General features: G+C 70.3%; 14 protein-coding genes. 6 read left to right on the top strand and 8 right to left on the bottom strand.

Annotated features, from left to right (window positions below):
- Positions 1–414 precede the first annotated feature (414 nt).
- Positions 415–1,314, bottom strand: a complete 900-nt coding sequence (locus AC3A57_RS11755; protein WP_487579089.1) for a LysR substrate-binding domain-containing protein — start codon at positions 1,312–1,314, stop codon at positions 415–417.
- A gap of 135 nt (positions 1,315–1,449) precedes the next feature.
- Between AC3A57_RS11755 and AC3A57_RS11750 the strand changes: the two genes are divergently transcribed.
- The 3 genes from AC3A57_RS11750 (at position 1,450) to AC3A57_RS11740 (ending at position 4,234) form a co-directional block, all read left to right on the top strand.
- Positions 1,450–1,746 (top strand): cupin domain-containing protein, encoded by a 297-nt coding sequence (locus AC3A57_RS11750; RefSeq protein ID WP_487579088.1) that lies wholly within the window; start codon positions 1,450–1,452, stop codon positions 1,744–1,746.
- Between the two features lie 357 nt (positions 1,747–2,103).
- The gene (locus tag AC3A57_RS11745) at positions 2,104–3,012 is read left to right on the top strand and encodes a DMT family transporter (RefSeq protein WP_487579239.1); all 909 of its coding nucleotides are present in this window, start codon (positions 2,104–2,106) and stop codon (positions 3,010–3,012) included.
- A gap of 328 nt (positions 3,013–3,340) precedes the next feature.
- Positions 3,341–4,234, top strand: coding sequence for a cyclase family protein (locus tag AC3A57_RS11740; RefSeq protein WP_487579087.1), 894 nt, complete (start codon positions 3,341–3,343; stop codon positions 4,232–4,234).
- A gap of 16 nt (positions 4,235–4,250) precedes the next feature.
- On the opposite strand, the gene AC3A57_RS11735 is transcribed toward AC3A57_RS11740, so the two are convergent.
- Positions 4,251–5,174, bottom strand: a complete 924-nt coding sequence (locus AC3A57_RS11735) for a LysR family transcriptional regulator (protein WP_487579086.1) — start codon at positions 5,172–5,174, stop codon at positions 4,251–4,253.
- Positions 5,175–5,261: 87 nt separating this feature from the next.
- Here AC3A57_RS11735 and AC3A57_RS11730 point away from each other — a divergent pair, with 87 nt between their 5' ends.
- A complete protein-coding gene (locus tag AC3A57_RS11730) occupies positions 5,262–5,912 on the top strand; it encodes an NAD(P)-dependent oxidoreductase (protein ID WP_487579085.1) in 651 nt (216 codons plus the stop codon).
- 181 nt (positions 5,913–6,093) lie between these two features.
- Here the strand turns inward: AC3A57_RS11730 and AC3A57_RS11725 are convergent, their stop codons facing one another.
- Both AC3A57_RS11725 and AC3A57_RS11720 read right to left on the bottom strand, forming a co-directional pair.
- Positions 6,094–7,017 (bottom strand): DUF72 domain-containing protein, encoded by a 924-nt coding sequence (locus AC3A57_RS11725; RefSeq protein ID WP_487579084.1) that lies wholly within the window; start codon positions 7,015–7,017, stop codon positions 6,094–6,096.
- Positions 7,014–7,439, bottom strand: coding sequence for a VOC family protein (locus tag AC3A57_RS11720; RefSeq protein ID WP_487579083.1), 426 nt, complete (start codon positions 7,437–7,439; stop codon positions 7,014–7,016). The genes AC3A57_RS11725 and AC3A57_RS11720 overlap by 4 nt, the downstream gene beginning before the upstream one ends.
- 113 nt (positions 7,440–7,552) lie before the next feature.
- On the opposite strand from AC3A57_RS11720, the gene AC3A57_RS11715 reads away from it, so the two are divergent.
- The gene (locus tag AC3A57_RS11715) at positions 7,553–7,903 is read left to right on the top strand and encodes a GFA family protein (protein ID WP_487579082.1); all 351 of its coding nucleotides are present in this window, start codon (positions 7,553–7,555) and stop codon (positions 7,901–7,903) included.
- 246 nt (positions 7,904–8,149) lie between these two features.
- Here the strand turns inward: AC3A57_RS11715 and AC3A57_RS11710 are convergent, their stop codons facing one another.
- The 4 genes from AC3A57_RS11710 to AC3A57_RS11695 all read right to left on the bottom strand — a co-directional run bounded on the left by AC3A57_RS11710 (position 8,150) and on the right by AC3A57_RS11695 (position 13,675).
- Positions 8,150–8,440, bottom strand: a complete 291-nt coding sequence (locus tag AC3A57_RS11710) for a hypothetical protein (RefSeq protein WP_487579081.1) — start codon at positions 8,438–8,440, stop codon at positions 8,150–8,152.
- On the bottom strand, positions 8,424–10,775 hold the full coding sequence (locus AC3A57_RS11705; protein ID WP_487579080.1) for an FdhF/YdeP family oxidoreductase: 2,352 nt from the start codon (positions 10,773–10,775) through the stop codon (positions 8,424–8,426). Before AC3A57_RS11705 ends, AC3A57_RS11710 begins: the two co-directional genes overlap by 17 nt.
- Entirely contained in the window at positions 10,772–11,632 is an 861-nt protein-coding gene (gene fdhD / locus AC3A57_RS11700) for a formate dehydrogenase accessory sulfurtransferase FdhD (protein ID WP_487579079.1), read from the bottom strand. The genes AC3A57_RS11705 and fdhD overlap by 4 nt, the downstream gene beginning before the upstream one ends.
- Positions 11,633–11,803: 171 nt before the next feature.
- A complete protein-coding gene (locus tag AC3A57_RS11695) occupies positions 11,804–13,675 on the bottom strand; it encodes a DUF885 domain-containing protein (protein ID WP_487579078.1) in 1,872 nt (623 codons plus the stop codon).
- A 1,021-nt stretch (positions 13,676–14,696) separates the two neighbouring features.
- Between AC3A57_RS11695 and AC3A57_RS11690 the strand changes: the two genes are divergently transcribed.
- Positions 14,697–17,348: a TonB-dependent receptor gene (locus tag AC3A57_RS11690; protein WP_487579077.1), complete on the top strand. Its 2,652-nt coding sequence runs from the start codon at positions 14,697–14,699 to the stop codon at positions 17,346–17,348.
- The last annotated feature ends 116 nt before the right edge of the window (positions 17,349–17,464 follow it).

The raw sequence follows: 17,464 nt of genomic DNA, 5'->3' as shown, positions 1-17,464 counted from the left end.
CCAAGGGACGCGCAGAGCCTTAAGGCCCAAGCCAACGATCGAAGCCCGGACCCACCGCCAAGGGACGCGCAGAGCCCTAAGGCCCAGGCCGACGATCGAAGCGCGAACCCACCGCCAAGGGACGCGCAGAGCCTTAAGGCCCAAGCCAACGATCGAAGCCCGGACCCACCGCCAAGGGACGCGCAGAGCCCCAAGGCCCAGGCCGACGATCGAAGCGCGAACCCACCGCCAGTCAGCGGTGCGAGTCGCGCATGCTCCTAGCGCTGCGAACTTCGGATATCGGCGTGGTATCCACCGCTTCGGCAGTCGCGACTTACGCCGCTCCTACAGGCGATGAGTTCGTGCTTCGATCGTTGGCGGCGGCCTTGGTTTTTCTGCGCGTCCCGTGGTCGCGGCTCGCGCCGCTCCAGGTGCTCAAGCCGGCGGTGGCTCGCCCTTGTCGACCGCCAGCAGCCAGTCGAGGAAGGTCTTGGCCGCGGGGCGCAGGCGGCGGTGGGCGGGGTAGATCGCGTAATAGCCCCAGCGCGCCGGCATCGCCGGGCCCGGCAGGCGCTGCAACTGGCCCGAGCGCAGATAGGGCACGGCGATCTGCGCCCGCGCCAGCGCCACGCCCAGGCCATGCGCGGCCGCCATCATCGCGTCGGTGGTGTCGCTGAAGGTATAGCGCTCTTCCAGCTTGCAGCCGTGCACGTCGGCGGCGCGGAACCAGTCGTGCCAGCCCTGGCGCGCGTGGTCGGCGATCAGCGGCAACTCGGCGATCTGCGCCGGCGTGCGCACCCGTTCGATCCCCGGCATCCGCGGCGAGGCGACCGGAAACAGGCTGTCGTCCATCAACGGGTGCGCGGTCAGCCCCGGCCAGTGGCCGGCGCCGTGGCGGATGCCGAGGTCGGGGCCGCCGTCGTCGAAGCGGGCCAGGGCGATCTCGGTGTCGAGGCTGAGCTGGATCTTGGGGTGGGCGCGGGTGAACTCGGGCAGGCGCGGCAGCAGCCAGGTGTAGGTCAGCGAGTGCAGGGTGGTGATGCGGACCCGGTCGCGGTCGTCGCGGGCCAGGCGCAGGCTGCGCAGCACCCCGTCGACGTCGGCCAGCGCGGTGCCGGCGGCGTCGGCGAGTTGGCGGCCTTGCGCAGTCAGCGCCACGCCGCGGGCATGGCGCTGGAACAGGCTGACGCCGAGCCGGCTTTCCAGCTTGCGCACGTGGTGGCTGACCGCGCTGGCGGTCAGATGCAGTTCCTCCGCGGCATGGGCGAAGTTCTGGTGCCGCGCCGCCGCCTCGAACGCCGCCAGGGCCGGCAGCCAGTCCGCTCGCAATGCCATTGGAGCCTCAAATATGGTTTGTGGCTGGATGCGAAAGTATGCGCTTGCATCGCATTGCGGGCCAGTCAGAATAGGCGGCAGGGAAAAGCCAGATTGTCGTCGCGACCCGCGCGACCCGCCATCCAGTACTTGCGCATGAGCCTCATCGACCTGCTTGCGACCTCCGCCGAACTGCCCGACGCCTGGCGCTCGACCGTGGTCGGCCGCTTCGGCGGCGCCAACTTCAAGCTGGTGCGGATGGACGCCGGCGGGTACGAGGAAGAGACGCACGATTTCGCCGAGGGCCTGCTGGTGCTCGACGGCGCCATGAACCTGAGCATCGGCGACCAGATCGTCGAAGTCGGGGCAGGGCAGCTGTACGTGGTGCCCGCGGGCGTGGCCCATGGGGTCGCGCCGGGCAGCCGCGGCACGCTGGTGATTTTGGATGTCTGAGGCCGGTTGCGAGAGCGCGGCCGTGTGAGCAGGGATGTCTGAGCGAGGACGGCGGGCCGGATCGCGGTCGGTTCCGATTCGTTCCAGCCGTCGGCTCTTGCATGGATTTGGTTCTTGCATGGATCCGGATATCCGCATGCGGGGCGCGCACCGATACTGCGATCGGGTCCCGCGCCGGATCGCATCGGGCCAGGGCTGGCGCCGATCCGCCGCAACGCGCGCGTCGGCGTCGCCGCCGCTGCGCCCAACGCGCCGCCGCGAGGCCGGGCGCGGCCGTTTTCCCCCGCAGGCGCCCGCATCGCGCGGCCGCCGCTTTCGAGGATTTAGCGCATGCGTTCCGCCGAACTCGCCGCCAGCATGACCTCCAACGGCTCCGCCTCTTCGGCCGCCGTCGCCACCGATTCCGCGCGCGCCGGCTGGCGCACGCCGCTGGAGCTGACCGTGCTCGGCGCGATCTGGGGCGGCTCGTTCCTGTTCATGCGCGTGGCGGCCAAGGACTTCGGCGCGCTGCCGCTGGTGGAGATGCGCCTGGGCCTGGGCGCGCTGATCCTGCTGCCGTTCCTGTGGAAGGCGCGCGAGTCGTTCCGCGGCGGCAAGATCTGGGCCAAGCTGGCCCTGATCGGCCTGATCAACTCGGCGGTGCCGTTCGTGCTGTTCGCCTGGGCCGCGCAGCGCGCGCCGGCCGGCGTCGGAGCGATCACCAACTCGATGGCGGTGCTGTTCACCGCCCTGGTCGGGTTCCTGTTCTTCGGCGAGAAAATCGGCCTGCAACGCGCGATCGCGCTGCTGGCCGGTTTCGCCGGCGTGGTGGTGCTGGCCAGCGGCAAGACCGCCGGCGCCAGCATCGGCTGGGCGGTCGCCGCCGGCTGCACCGCGGCCTTCCTGTACGGCATCGGCGCCAACCTGGTCCGGCGCCAGCTGACCGGCCTGCCGGCCGCAGCGGTAGCCGCCGCGACCTTGGGCACGTCGGCCCTGCTGACCCTGCCGTTCGCGATCGCGCAATGGCCGGCGCACGCGATCCCGGCCAAGTCCTGGCTGTCGGCGGCCCTGCTCGGCGTGCTCTGCACCGGCATCGCCTTCGTCATGTACTACCGCCTGATCCAGCGCATCGGCGCCGGCCGCGCGGTCGCGGTGACTTACCTGGTGCCGCTGTTCGGCGTCGCCTGGGGCTGGATGCTGCTCGGCGAGCCGTTGACCGCGACCATGCTGGCGGCGGCGGTGCTGATCCTCGGCAGCGTCGCGCTGAGCCAGCGCGCGGCGAAGTAGCGCGATCGAGGCGGCAACCGCAGCCGCAACGCATCGACGCGAAAAACGCCGCGCATTGCAACGCTGCGACGCTCGATGGGCGATGTTCCTGGAGGGCCCCGGCGCAGCGAACTCCCGAAGTCGTCATTCCCGCGAAAGCGGGAATCCAGAGCCTTCAGAGTCATGTCGCGATAAAGCCCTGGATTCCCGCCTTCGCGGGAATGACGAGCAAAACCGTAGCCCCAGGCTTTAGCCTTTCCCGAGTCCCGAGTCCCGAGTCCCGAGTCCCGAGTCCCGAGTCCCGGGTCCGGGGTCCCCATTCCCCATTCCCCATTCCCGACCCAAAGCCTTGAACGCCATCCAACACCGCGTCCAGTTCGACTTCGAAATCGAGTTCAGCAACGGCGGCGGCCTGCAAGGGCAGGGCTTCCGCCTCGACATCGACGGCGACGACATCGGCGATGCCGAGTTGATCGACTACATCGTGCGCGATCTGCGCCTGCTGATGGTCGGTCCGGCGCGCATCCTCAACAAGCGCATCATCGTCGAGGCGCACAAGCGCAGGGACGCGCTCGAGACCGGCCGGCTGCGCTACGTCGATCTCAGCCACACCATCGAGGACGGGCTGGTGACCTATCCCGGCCTGCCGGCGGCGCACGTCTGCGATTACCTCAGCCGCGAACGCTCGCGCGAGATCTACGAAGCGGGCACCGAATTCCAGATCGGCCGCATCGACATGGTCGCCAACACCGGCACCTACATCGACTGCCCCTCGCATCGCTACGCCGACGGCAAGGACCTGTCGCAGATCGGCCCGGAAGACTGCGCCGATCTCGACGCCATCGTGGTGCGGGTGCCGGCGGAGGTGCGGGCGATCGACGTCGAGCGCTTCCGCGACCTGGAGCTGCGCGGCCGCGCGGTGCTGGTGCATACCGGCTGGGACCGCCACTTCGCCACCCCGGCCTACGCCGACGGCCACCCCTTCCTGACCGAAGCCGCGGCGCGCTGGCTGCGCGATTGCGGGGTCAAGCTGGTCGGCATCGATTCGATGAACATCGACGACACCCGCGGCAAGGCGCGGCCGGTGCATACGGTGCTGCTCGGCGCCGGGATCCTGATCGTCGAACACCTTCGCAACCTGGCCGCGGTCCCGGACCAGGGCTTCCGCTTCAGCGCGGTGCCGCCGAAGGTGAAGGGCATGGGCACTTTCCCGGTACGGGCGATCGCGACCCTGGCGGACTGAGCGCGCCGCGGCCGGCTCAGGCGCCGGCCGAGGGCGCGTTCGCGTCGAGATAGGCCTGCAGCGCGGCGATCGCCTGGCGCACCTTGGCCGGCTGCGCGTCGCGCTGGGCGGTGACCGCATACACGCCCAACGGCGGCATCGACCACTCCGGCAGCACCGGCACCGCGCGACCCTCGGCCAGCAAAGGCAGCGCGTCGGGCTCGGGCAGGCGGACGATGCCCAGGCCCTGCAGCATCATCTGCTGCACCGTGCGCGAGTTGTTGCTGACGATGCGGCCGCCGACCCGGACCCGCTGCGCCGGCTCGCCGGCGCGGTGCATCTCCACGTACTCGGGCTGATTGATCACGCTGAGGATGATCAGCTCGTGCCGGGCCAGCTCGGCCGGCGTGCGCGGCAGCCCGTGCTCGCGCACGTACTCCGGCGCGGCGACCAGCAGATGCCGCCATTCGGCCATGCGCCGCGCGATCAGGTTGGAGTCGACCAGCCGGCCGATCCGGATCGCCAGGTCGATGCGCTCGCCGATCAGGTCGATCTGGCGGTCGTCGGCGAACACCCGCAGCGACAGCGAGCGGTGGGCGCGCATCAGCGGCGCCAGCGCCTGGGCCAGGTGGGCGGCGAACCCGATCGGCACGGCGATGCGCAGCTCGCCGCGCGGCTCGTCGCGCAGATTGCCCAGGCGGCCGTCGGCGTTGCGCGCGGCGTGCAGCATCGCCGCGCAGTCCTCGTAATAGGCCTGGCCGACCTCGCTGGTGGTGAGCTTGCGGGTCGAGCGGTGCAGCAGCACCACCCCGGTCTCGGCCTCGAGCTGGCGCAACTGCTGGCTGACCGCCGAGGGGGTCATGTCCAGCTCGCGCGCGGCCGCGCTCATCGAGCCCAGCTCGACCACCCGGGCGAACACCGCCATGCGCTTGAGGCGGTCTATCGTGAAGTCCAGCTTCATGGTCCTAGTCAAATCAGGCGGATTATCGCCGTGTCTGTTAGTGATCAGACTAGATCTCGTTCCCACTCACTGCAACGGAGTCGTCCCATGAATCTCGTCCTGATCGGCGCCACCGGCTATGTCGGCCGCGCCCTGCTCGATGAAGCCCTGCAGCGCGGCCACCAGGTGACCGCGGTCGCGCGCGATCCCTCGACGCTGCCGGCCCACGCCGGCCTGACCCTGCGCCCGGGCGCGATCGACGGCGGCGACCCGGCGCGGGCGGCGGAACTGGTGCGCGGCGCCGATGCGGTGATCGCCTCGCTCAACGTCGGCGGCTGGAGCAACCCGAACCTGGAACACGACACGGTCGCCGGCTACGCCCAACTGATCGACGGCCTGAAGCAGGCCGGGGTGCCGCGCCTGCTGGTGGTCGGCGGCGCCGGCAGCCTGGAAGTCGCGCCGGGCCAGCAGTTGCTCGACCAGCCCGGCTTCCCGGACCAATGGCGCGGCGGCGCCGAGGCGATGCGCCGGGTGCTGGGCACCCTGCGCGACGAGCGCGAACTGGACTGGAGCTACCTGTCGCCGGCCGCGCACCTGGTGCCGGGCGAACGCACCGGCCGCTTCCGCCTCGGCGGCGACCAACTGCTGGTCGACGAGCAGGGCGAAAGCACGATCTCGGTGCAGGACTACGCGCTGGCGATGATCGACGAGCTGGAACAGCCGGCGCATTCGCGGCGGCGGTTCACGCTGGCGTATTGAGGGAGCAAAAGCGAGGAGTGAGCGGAGAGGAGTGAGGAGTGAGCAAAAGCGAGGAGCGAGCGCAGAGGAGTGAGGAGTGAGAAAAAGCGGCTGCTTGCCCCGCGCGGTATTGCCTTTGCTTCGCCGTCGCTCGCTTCTCACTCCTCTCCGCTCGCTCCTCGAGCCTTTCATCTGCCTTCGCTCACTCCTCACTCCTCTCCGCTCGCTTCTCGATTTTCCCGATCAGCGCCATCGCCGCCGCCGGATTGCGTTCCTTGGCGGCGCTGATGAAATAGACGAAGACTTCGCGCGGCGGCGCGTCGTCCTGCGCCGCGGCGACGTGCGGCAGATCGGCGCAGTCGCCGCCGCGGGCCCACAGACGGGCGCGTTCGGCCCAGGCCTGCAGTTCGCCGTCGGGATAGCCGGTGTCGACGCCGGCGCGCGAGCGCATCAGGCGCGCATAGACGAAGTCGCCGGTGAGATCGGCCAGCGACGGATACTCGTCGGAGTCGGTGAACACCGTGGCGATGCGTCGTTCGCGCGCCAAGGCCAGATAGGCCGGATCGAGGAAACTGGGGTGGCGCACTTCCAGCACGTGCTTGAGCGCGCGTCCGTCCAGTTCGCGCGGCAGGGCGTCGAGAAACGGCGCCAGGTCGTCGCGGTCGAAACGCCGGCTCGGCGCCAGCTGCCACAGGATCGGACCGAGCCGGTCGCCGAATTCGCCCAGGCCGCCGTCGATGAAGGCGCGCGCGCCGTTGCCGGCGCGGGCCAGCGCGCCGGCCTGGGTGATGCGCCCCGGCGCCTTCAACGAGAACACGAAATGCTGCGGGGTTTCCGCCGCCCATTTGGCGTAGGTCGCCGGCTTCTGCGCGCTGTAGAAGGTGCCGTTGATCTCGATGCTGCTGAGCCGGCGGCTGGCGTATTCCAGTTCGCGCCGCTGCACCAGCTTGTCGGGATAGAAGTTGTTGCGCCACGGCACGAAGGTCCAACCGCCGATGCCGACGCGGATGCCTTCGACGGCGGCCGGTCCCGGGCCGAAATCGCCGGCGGATGCGGCCGTCTTGGCCGGAGCGGGCGCGGCGAACAGGTCGTCGGCCGGTGCGGAAGCGGAGCGTTTGCGGTTCATAAGGTCCAGGGGTTGTAGGTGCCGAACCACCACAGCCGGCCTTCGAGGTCGCGGCAGGTGTAGGCGCGGCCGCCGAAATCCTGATCGGCGATGTCGGCGACGATCTGCGCCCCAGCGGCGCGGGCGCGGGCGTAGTGCTCGTCGGCATCGGCGACGACGACCGAACAGGCCTGAGTTTCGCGTCCGCCGATCTCATCGGGTTGGACGATGCGGCGGGCCCATTCGTTGTCGTCGTCCTCGACCACCGAGCCGAGCATGATCATGCCCGGCCCGTAGGTCAGCTGGGCATGGTGGACGATATCGCCGTCGGCGTAGACGGCATGCTTCTCGAAACCGAAGGCGCGGCACAGCCAGTCGATCGCGGCCGGCGCGTTGCGGTAGCGCAGCGAGGGGATGATGGTGCTGCCGGCGATGGGGTCCATGGAGGCGCTCCTGGCAGCGGGACGCAGGCGGCCCGCGGATGACGAACGTCAGGCGACGAGGATAGCGCGGCGGCGTTATTCTCGCGTCTTCGATGGCGCGGGAGGGAACGGCTATGACGACGTATACCGGCGGCTGCCACTGCGGCAAGATCGCCTACACGGTCGAAGGCGAGATCGAGCAGGCGATGGACTGCAACTGCTCGATGTGCCTCAAGCGCGGCGGCCTGCTGTGGTTCGTGCCGCGCGCCTCGATGACCCTGACCACCGATCGGGCCGAGCTGGGCACCTACCACTTCAACAAGAACGCGATCGACCACCACTTCTGCCCGAGTTGCGGCATCTCGCCGTTCAGCGAAGGCAAGATGCGCGACGGCTCGCCGATGGCGGCGATCAACGTGCGCTGCCTGGACGGGATCGACTTGAGCCAGATCAAGATCGTGCCGATCAACGGCCGCGAGTTCTGAGCGCGGCCAGCGGCGCGGCCGCCCTCCTGCAGGAGCGGCGTGAGCCGCGACCGCCGAAGCGATGTCATGCCGCGCTGTCGCAAGAAGCGCGGTTCGCCGGGGTGCTGCAAAACGTTGCGATGATGGCTTCGGCAAGTAGCGCTTGCGTGCACCGCTTCGGTGGTCGCGGCTTACGCCGCTCCTACAGGGCAAGTGCGGTGGTCTGGGCTTACGCCGCTCCTACAGGGCAAGCGCGTCCTTAGCGGCTTATGGCTTGCCCGCGGGCGGAGGCCCATCCGCCAAACGGGCGCGCCCGCGCTCGGTCAGTACGGCGATGCGGGTTTCGCCGCGCGCATCGCTGCGCACTTCGATCCGCACCCAACCCAGGCCGGCGTGTTCGCCGATCGGGTCTTCGCCGATCCAGGCAAGCTCGCGCAGCAGCACGCTCATGCGCAGGCCCAGGCGCTTGCACAGGCGCGGCAGCGAGACTCCGTCGGGCTCGGCCGCGAGCGCGGCGAGCAGGCGCGGGGTCGGGCTGCCTTCAGTCCAGCCGGACATGGCCGATGTCCCGCGCCGACTGCAGTCCCGCGTCCGCGACCGGACGGTGCGGATGGACCACGACCGGAATCGATTTCGAGGTCGGCGTGCGCGCCTGGTCGGCGAAGCTCGACAGCGGCACCAGGGCGTTGGTCTCCGGGTAGTAGGCGGCCAGGCAGCCGCGCGGAATGTCGTACTCGACCAGCAGGAAGCGCCGGGCGATGCGCTGCACGCCGTCTTCGCCCAGACTTTCCAGGTCGACCCAGTCGCCGGCCGCGAGTCCCAGCGCGGCGATGTCCTCGCGATGGATGAACACCACCCGGCGTTCGCCGAACACACCGCGGTAGCGGTCGTTCAAGCCGTAGATGGTGGTGTTGTACTGGTCGTGCGAGCGGGTCGTGGCCAGGTTGAACACCGGTCGCGCCTGCGCCGCGCGGGCGCGATGCAGCGGCAGGTCGGTCGGCACCGCGTGCGGCTTGAACAGCGCCTTGGCTTGCGGATTGAGCCAGCGCCGTTCGGCGGCGGCGTTGGGCAGATGGAACCCGCCGGGTACGCGCACGCGCCGGTTGAAGTCGTGGAAGTCGTCGAACACCTGCGCGATCAGATCGCGGATGCGGTCGTAGTCGCCGGCCAGCCAGCGCCACGGCAGTTTGCTGCGTGCGCCCAGCGTGGCCTCGGCCAGGCGCGCGACGATCGCCGGCTCCGACAGCAGCATCGGATCGGCCGGCGCGTTGATGCCGGCCGACAGGTGGACCATGCTCATCGAGTCCTCGACCGTGACCGCCTGCGGGCCGGCGTCCTGCAGGTCGATCTCGGTGCGGCCCAGGCAGGGCAGGATATAGGCTTCGCGCCCGTGCACCAGGTGGCTGCGGTTGAGCTTGGTGGTCACGTGCACGGTCAGCTCGCAACCGCGCAGCGCGCGATGGGTGGCTTCGGTGTCGGGGGTGGCGGTGGCGAAGTTGCCGCCCAGGCCGAAGAACGCGGTGCAGCGGCCGTCGAGCATGGCCTGGATCGCGCCGACCGTGTCGTGGCCGGGAGCGCGCGGCGGCTCGAAGCCGAACACCTGTTGCAGCCGGTCGAGGAACGCGGCCGAGGGCTGCTCGTAGATGCCCATGGTGCGGTCGCCCTGCACGTTGCTGTGGCCGCGCACCGGACAGGCGCCGGCGCCGGGTCGGCCGATGTTGCCGCGCATCAGCAGCAGGTTGCACAGCATCTGGATGGTCGCGACCGAATGCTTGTGCTGGGTGATGCCCATGCCCCAGCAGAAGATCGCGCTGCCGGCGCGGGCGTAGATATCGCCGGCGCGCTCCAGTTCGTCCCGGCTCAATCCGGATTCGGCGCAGATCGTCTCCCATGGCTCGGCGGCCACGTCGGCGGCGAAGGCCTCGAAGCCCTGGGTGTGCTCGGCGATGAAATCCAGGTCCAGCGCGCGCTCGCCGCCGTCGCGCAGCGCCTGGGCGTCGAGTTCGAGCACGCGCTTGGCGATGCCCTTGGCCGCGGCCAGGTCGCCGCCGATGCGCAACTGGAAATAATCCGAGGAGATCCGGGTCGAGCCGTTGTGCAGCATCTCCCGCTTGTCCTGCGGGTCGGCGAAGCGCTCCAGGCCACGTTCGCGCAGCGGGTTGAACGAGACGATCGCGGCGCCGCGCTGGGCCGCGCGGCGCAGCTCGCCGAGCATCCGCGGGTGGTTGGTGCCGGGGTTCTGGCCGAAGATGAAGATCGCGTCGGCGAGTTCGAAATCGCGCAGCTGCACCGTGCCCTTGCCGACCCCGAGCTGGGCCTTCATCGCCGTGCCGGAAGGCTCGTGGCACATGTTGGAGCAGTCGGGGAAGTTGTTGGTGCCGAACTCGCGCACGAACAACTGGTACAGGAACGCGGCCTCGTTGCTGCAGCGGCCGGAGGTGTAGAACAGCGCGCGGTCGGGCGAATCCAGCGCCGCCAGCTGCGCGCCGATGCGGGCGAAAGCCTCGTCCCAGCCGATCGGCAGGTATTTGTCGCTGGCTGCGTCCCAGCGCATCGGATGAGTCAGCCGGCCCTGATTTTCCAGCCAGTGATCGCTGTAGCGGGCCAGTTCGGCCACGGTATGGCGGGCGAACAGCTCCGGCGTGGCGCGGTGGCGGGTGGCCTCGGCGGCCACCGCCTTGGCGCCGTTCTCGCAGAACTCGAAGGTCGAGGTGTGGTCGCGATCGGGCCAGGCGCAGCCGGGGCAGTCGAAGCCGTCGGGCTGGTTGGCCGCGAGCAGGGTGCGCGCGCCGAGCACCGGCACCTGCTGTTCGAGCAGATGCTGGGCGACGCTGCGCAACGCGCCCCAGCCGCCGGCCGGGCCGTCGTAGGGGCGGATGGTCTTCTTGCTCATGGCGGGGTTCCGGTGGCGTCGTCGTCGAGCAGGCGCTGGGGATGGGTGTAGACCGCGTAGCCGTCGTCGCGGGCGAAACCGACCAGGGTCAGCCGCGCGCTGTCGGCCAGGGCGATGGCCAACGCGGTCGGCGCCGAGATCGCCGCGAGCAGGACGATGCCGGCCTGCGCGGCCTTCATCGCCAGCTCGTAGCTGGCCCGGCTGGTGACCACGGCGAAGCCTTGCGCGGGATCGATCCGGGCGGCGGCGAGGGCGCCGATCAGCTTGTCCAGCGCGTTGTGCCGGCCGACGTCCTCGCGCACCAGCGCGATCCGGCCGTCGCCGGCGGCCCAGGCCGCGGCGTGGGTGGCGCCGGTCAGCGCATTGAGCGGCTGCTGCGCGCGCAACTCGCGCAGGGCGCGGGCGAGGGCGGCGCCGGCGATCGGCGCGCCGGCAGCGACCTGCGGCGGCGCACGCAATATCGCATCCACGCTTTGGCTGCCGCACACGCCGCAACCGCTGCGCCCTTCCAGGCTGCGCCGGCGTTGGGCCAGGGCCTGCGCGCGCGGCTCGGGAATGCGCAGGCACAGTTGCGCGCCGTCCAGGCCGTGGGCGACGGCTTCGATGCACAGTTCGGCGGGCGCGGCGACGATGCCTTCGCTGAGCGAAAAGCCCAGGGCGAAGTCTTCCAGGTCGGCCGGGGTCGCCATCATCACCGCGAACGGCGCGTCGTTGTAGACCAGGCTCACCGGCACTTCGGCGGCGATCGCGTCGAGGCCGTCCTCGCGGCGATCGCCGCGGCGGCGATGCACTTGCCGCCGCACCGCGCCGGGTTCGGCGGCGATCTCGGCGGCGGACGGGTTCGGGTTCGCAATCATGGCAGCGGCCGCGGGCGGCCTTCCTCTCGGCGCGACGGTAGCATGCCCGCGGCGGCGGCGCGGACCGTGCGTCGGCGCCGCCCCGGCGAGGCGGCTACGAGGCTAGCGCAAGCGGCGCGGCGGAACCATCGCCGCCGGCACAAAGCGCGGCGGCGCGGCGCCCGGCGCGATTCAGCGGATCGGCTCGTCCAGCACCAGTTGGCGCACGAAGCGCACCGGCGGCGCGCCGTAGGACAGCACCTGGTCGTGGTAGGCCTTCTGGTCGAACTTGTCGCCGAGCTTGGCCTGCACCGCCTTGCGCATGTCGAAGTGCTCCTGCGCGCCGACGAAGTAGGTCGGCAGCTGGGCCGAGGTCAGCTGCGCGCGCACCCACTTGCCGGCGGCTTCGCGTTCCTGCTGGAAGGTCTGCCGGGTCATGAATTCCATCGCCTGCTCGCGGCTCCAGTCCTCGACCTGCACGCCCTGGTCGAGGATCGCGTTGCCGATGCTGCGCAGATAGAACTTCAGCTGGACCAGGCGGAACAGCGGATCGCCGCCGAGGTAGCCGGCATCGGCCATCATGTCCTCGGTGTACACCGCCCAGCCTTCGGCGAACACGCCCGAGCGCAGCACCGCGCGCAGGGTCGAGGGCGCCTTGGCTGAATGCGCGCCCTCCAGGTAGTGGCCCGGCATCGCCTCGTGGATCGACAGCAGGTGGACCATGCGCGAGTTGTATTCGCGCAGGAACGAATCGACCTGCTGCGGGTTCCAGTCGTCGGGAATCGGCGAGATCGCGTAGTAGGTGTCCAGGCCCTTGTCGAGCGGGCCCGGCGAGTCGCAGTACGCCAAGGCCACGCCGCGCTGGAACTCCGGCATCAGGATGATCTTGACCGGCGCGTCGGGCACGGTGACCAGGTTCTTGGCGCGGGCGAAGGCGGTGGCCTCGGCGGTGGTCTGCTTGGCGAACTCGACCACCTTGTCGCGCGCCGGCTTGTCGGCATAGGCCAGCTCCAGCGCCGCCTCGATCGCCTTCTGCTGCTGTTCCGGGCTCGGCTTGTCCGGCAGTTCCGGCGCGCCGGGCTTGCCCTTGAGCTCCTGCTGGGCGATCGCGTACATCTCCTGGCGCACCCGCGCCAGTTCGGCCTGGGCGCGCTGCATGATCTCGGCGCGCGACAGCGAGGCGTTGAGCGAGAACTTCAGCTTCTCGTCGTACAGGGTCTGGCCGATGCGGAAATTGCCCTTGGCGTTCGGCACCAGGGTCTGGTCCAGCCACTGCTGCTGCTCGGCCACCGCCTTGCGCAAGCCGGCCACCGCCGCGTCCAGGCGCTTGCGCTCGGCGCCCTTGAGCTGGCCGGCGTTGGGGACGATGAAGGTGTCGATCAGGCTGAGCACGCCCGCGTTCTGCTTGGACACGGTCTCGGCGTGGATCTTCGGTACCCGCGCCGGGTCGAGGTTGGCGCGCGCCTGGGCGAAGATCTGCGGGATCTTCTCCATGCGCGCGGTCGCCGACTTCAGCCGCTGCGGCATCGGCGCGAACTCGCGCGCCATCAGGTTGTAGATCGCATCGCCGGCCAGGCCGTTGTAGATCAGCGGATCCCAGGCCCAGCTTTGCAGGGTCTGCAGCGACCACACTTCCGATTCCAGGCGATTGCGCAGGATCGCCGCGTCGACCTGGTTCTCGCGCGACAGCTTGGCGGCGTCGATGGCGTCGAGCTCGGCGAGCAGCTTGCGGTTGAAGTCGAGCTGGCGCTGGCGGCCGGCGGCGCTGAGGTCGTCGATCTCGGCGTCGTAGCGGTGGTCGCCGATCTGGGTGGCGCTGACCGGGTTGAGCCGCATGACTTCGTCCAGCCAGCGTTTGGACAGCGCTGCGAAGGCGGTGTCGACGGCCGGGTCGGCGGCGCCCGGCGCGGCGGTCGCGGCCGGAGCGGCGCCGGCCGCGGGCTGGGCGGCGCTGTGCGGGCCGCAGCCGGACAGGGCCAGGCCGAGCAGGGCCGGAGCGAGCAGGGCCAGCGCGAGCGGGCGCGGCGCCGGAGCGAACGGGGAGGGGGAGGGGCGCAGACGCATGTCCATATCGGGTCGTGGCAGGCGGCGGTGGCCGCGATGCGCGGAGGATAGGCCAAGCCGCAGGGCCCCGCATGGGTCATTCGTGGGGCCTTCGCTGCGCCTCGGCCTCGCCGTTGCGGGCGCGACGCGGGCGTGGCTGTGCGGGCGACGCCGTCGGCACCGGCGACCGCCGTCCTCGGCACCGCCGGCCGCCCGCTCGGGCATGGGGCGGCCGGCCGATTCCGGCGCAATTACCGTGTCCAGGGTCGGATTTCGGCGCCGTGCGGGCGGCGGCGTCATGAGCATCGGTCATATCTTCATGCGCACTGCGGCGCACTTGACGGAATCTGTCCGAACCGCCTGCAAGCCAGCAGCGGCGCGGGTTCCCGCGGCCCGGCCAGGCGCCGTGCCGGGCCGACGCATTCAGCACCGGGCCGTGCGAGCTGCGAACCCTCGCCTTGGAGTGGCGAAAAAATCGCCAACCAGCACCGGGCACGGTTTGACGTCGCTTTATCGCGATGCAACATATCTCCCGTCGCCAGCCAGGCGACGTCCGAATCCATGCAGACCGCCGCCGTGAACCCAGCCGCCCCGACCCGCCGACCGATCGCCGCAGCGCTCCGAATGCGCGCGTGCCGCCGGCCGATGCGTCGTTGTTGAAGCGCTTCGTTCCGTCTCTCGTTCGCGCATCCCCCGCCTCAGCGGCAACGCGTTCGCCTCCCGGTCGCTGTCCTGGTTCGTCTTCGCTCATGTCCGCTTCGCTCCTCGATTCTTCGCTGCCGCCCGCCTGCGCCGCTGTCCGCCGCGCACCGCGCATGCGCCACCTCTGTAGCCGGCGGGTGATGCCCTGACGGGCTGAACCTGCCGCCGGTTTCGCCCGCTCCGGAACGGTGCGCGGCTTTGCGGTCGATCCGCATCGCGTCGTACCCCTCCCCAACGTGACTTCGTTGCGCCCAGCGCAGCGCGGACGGCTGCGCGCCGCTCCGGTCGGGCCTTTGTTTTCTTTCGCTTCGTCTCTTCCCTTCGACTCAGGAATCCTTCCATGTCCCACGTTTTCGATACTTCCCGCACCGGCGTGCGTTACCGACGGCTCGCCCTCGCGCTGTCCCTGGCGCTGGCCGCGCCGCTGGTCCTGGCCGAGGAGGCTGCGCCGCAACCCGACGCCGAGCCCGGGGTCACCCTCGACGCGGTCCAGGTCACCGGCTCCAACCTCAAGCGCAGCGACGAAGCCGGGGTCAACCCGGTGCTGGTGCTGGACCGCGCGCAGATCGAGAAGAGCGGCAAACTCACCGTCTCCGACCTGCTGCGCAGCCTCACCGTCAATAGCGGCAACAGCTTCAACGAGCAGTACACCGGCAGCTTCGCCAACGGTTCGGCCGGCGTCTCGCTGCGCGGCTTGAGCCAGAAGAACACCCTGGTGCTGGTCAACGGCTACCGGGTCGCGTCCTACGGTTTCGCCCAGAACACCCAGGACAATTTCGTCGACCTCAACGCGCTGCCGCTGGGCGCGATCGAGCGGGTCGAAATCCTCAAGGACGGCGCCTCCGCGCTGTACGGTTCCGACGCGATCGCCGGCGTGGTCAACCTGATCCTGCGCCGCAAGATCGAAGGCATCGAACTCGACGCAGCCTACGGCGCGTCCACCGAAGGCGGCATCGACCAGCACCGCATCGGCCTGCGCGCCGGCCGCGGCGACCCGGCCGGCGATCGCTACAGCCTGCGTTTCAGCCTCGACGTGTTCCAGCGCGGTCGGCTCGACGCCGACGAACGCGATCTGACCCGCGACGGCGATTACCGCGACCAGCCCGGCGGGCGCCTGGCCGGCTGGTCGACCCAGGGCGGCGCCTACCTGAGCAATCCGCGCGCGCCGGTCGCCTTCCCGTGCCAGCCGGGGACCCAGTCGCGGCCGTACAGCGACTTCGGCAGCCCGCTGCCGGGCAACGCCTGCGCCTTCAACACCCAGCCGTTCCGCACCCTGGTCCCGGACGTGGAGCGCTACCAGGCGCTGCTGGCCGGCGACGTCTGGTTCAACGATTCGCTGCAAGGCTTCGCCGAAGCGCTGTACAGCACCAGCCACAACGGCACCTATTTCAGCGCGCCGATGACGGTCGGCGCCGGCCTGCGCGCCTACGACCGCAGCACCGGCCGCCTGGTCGACATTCCGGCGCTGTTGCCGGTCGGCCACCCGAACAATCCCTACGCGACGCCGACCCCGTTCGAGTATTCGTTCCTCGACCTGGGCGCGCGCTACAAGATCAACAAGTCGGAGTTCTCGCGGGTGCTGTTCGGCTTGCGCGGCAAGGGCGAGACCTGGGACTGGGACGTCGCCGCCAGCCATTCGGAAAGCCGTCAGCACGAGTACGTGCGCAACTTCCTCAACCGTTATGCGTTCGAGCAGACCTTGCGCGACGGCAGCTACGACTTCCTCAACCCCGCGCGCACTCCCGGCGCGCTGGAGGCGCTGCGCCTGTCGACCCGGCGCCCGGGCACGTATCGGCTGAGCACGCTCAGCGGCAAGATCTCCGGCTTCCCGTGGCAGTGGCGCGCCGGCGACGTCGGCGTCGCCGCCGGGGTGGAGTTCCGCAACGAGGCCCAGGACGCGCGCACCAGCCCGCAGGTGCTGTCGGGCACCGAACTGCGCCCGGCGATCAACCTGATCGACGGCGACCGCCGGGTCTCGGCGGCGTTCTTCGAACTCAGCCTCAAGCCCTGGCAGCCACTGGAAGTGCAGCTGGCCGGCCGCGGCGACCACTACAGCGACTTCGGCAGCGCGTTCTCGCCCAAGCTCGGCCTGCGCTGGCAGGCCAGCGACGACTTCCTGGTGCGCTTCAACGCCTCGCGCGGCTTCCGCGCGCCGTCGCTGCCGGAAATCGCCCAGAGCACCACGATCAGCTACGGCAGCGTGATCGATCCCTACGATCCGGTGCAGCCGGGCGCCTCGCGCGGCGTCACCATCCTGCGCGCCGGCAATCCGGAGCTGAAGGCCGAGCGCTCCAGCAACATCAACCTCGGCCTGCTGTGGTCGCCGGACGCCGACACCAGCCTGGGCGTCGACCTGTACCGGATCCGCCAGGACGACCTGATCGCGCCGGACAGCGTGCAGTACGTGGTCTCCAATCCGCAGCTCAACCCGGGCCGGATCACCCGCGACGCCCAGGGCCGCCTGCAACTGGTCGAGAACCGCTACGCCAACCAGGGCACCCTGACCACCACCGGCTTCGACATCGAGGGCCGCAAGGTCTGGCGCGCCGGCGACGCGGCCTGGACCCTGGACGGCACCTGGACCCGCCTGCTGAGCTACGAGCAGCCGCAGGTGGCCGGGCAGGGCGCGCTGGAGGGCGCCGGCGGCAACCGCTTCGGCGCGCTGCCGAAGTGGCGCGGCATCACCTCGCTCAACTACGGCCGCGGCGACTGGAACGCGCAACTGTCGTGGCGCTACATCGGCGGCTACCGCCAGCAGGTGGTGGACGCGCGCAGCAACCCGGGTCTGGACGCCAAGGTCGACGATCACCATCAGTTCGACCTGTACCTGGGCTACGAGGGCCTGCGCGACACAACGCTCTACCTGTCGGTGCAGAACCTGGCCGACAAGGACCCGCCGTTCGACCCGGCCGGCGGCGCGCTGCCGTACGACATCAGCCAGTACGACGCGCTGGGACGGTTCGTCACGGTCGGGTTCAAGCACAAGTTCTGAGCCCGGCGCGGCCAGCCGCAGCACAGGGACGCAGGGGGTTAAGCGCGCTCAACCCCCTGCGTCCCTTCGTCGTTGACCCAACGCCGTCATGCCCGCATGGGCGGGCCTACAGGGCT

It is taken from the genome of Lysobacter sp. Soil_C_15 (assembly GCF_057657315.1).
This window is presented reverse-complemented; position numbering and strand designations above follow the sequence as displayed.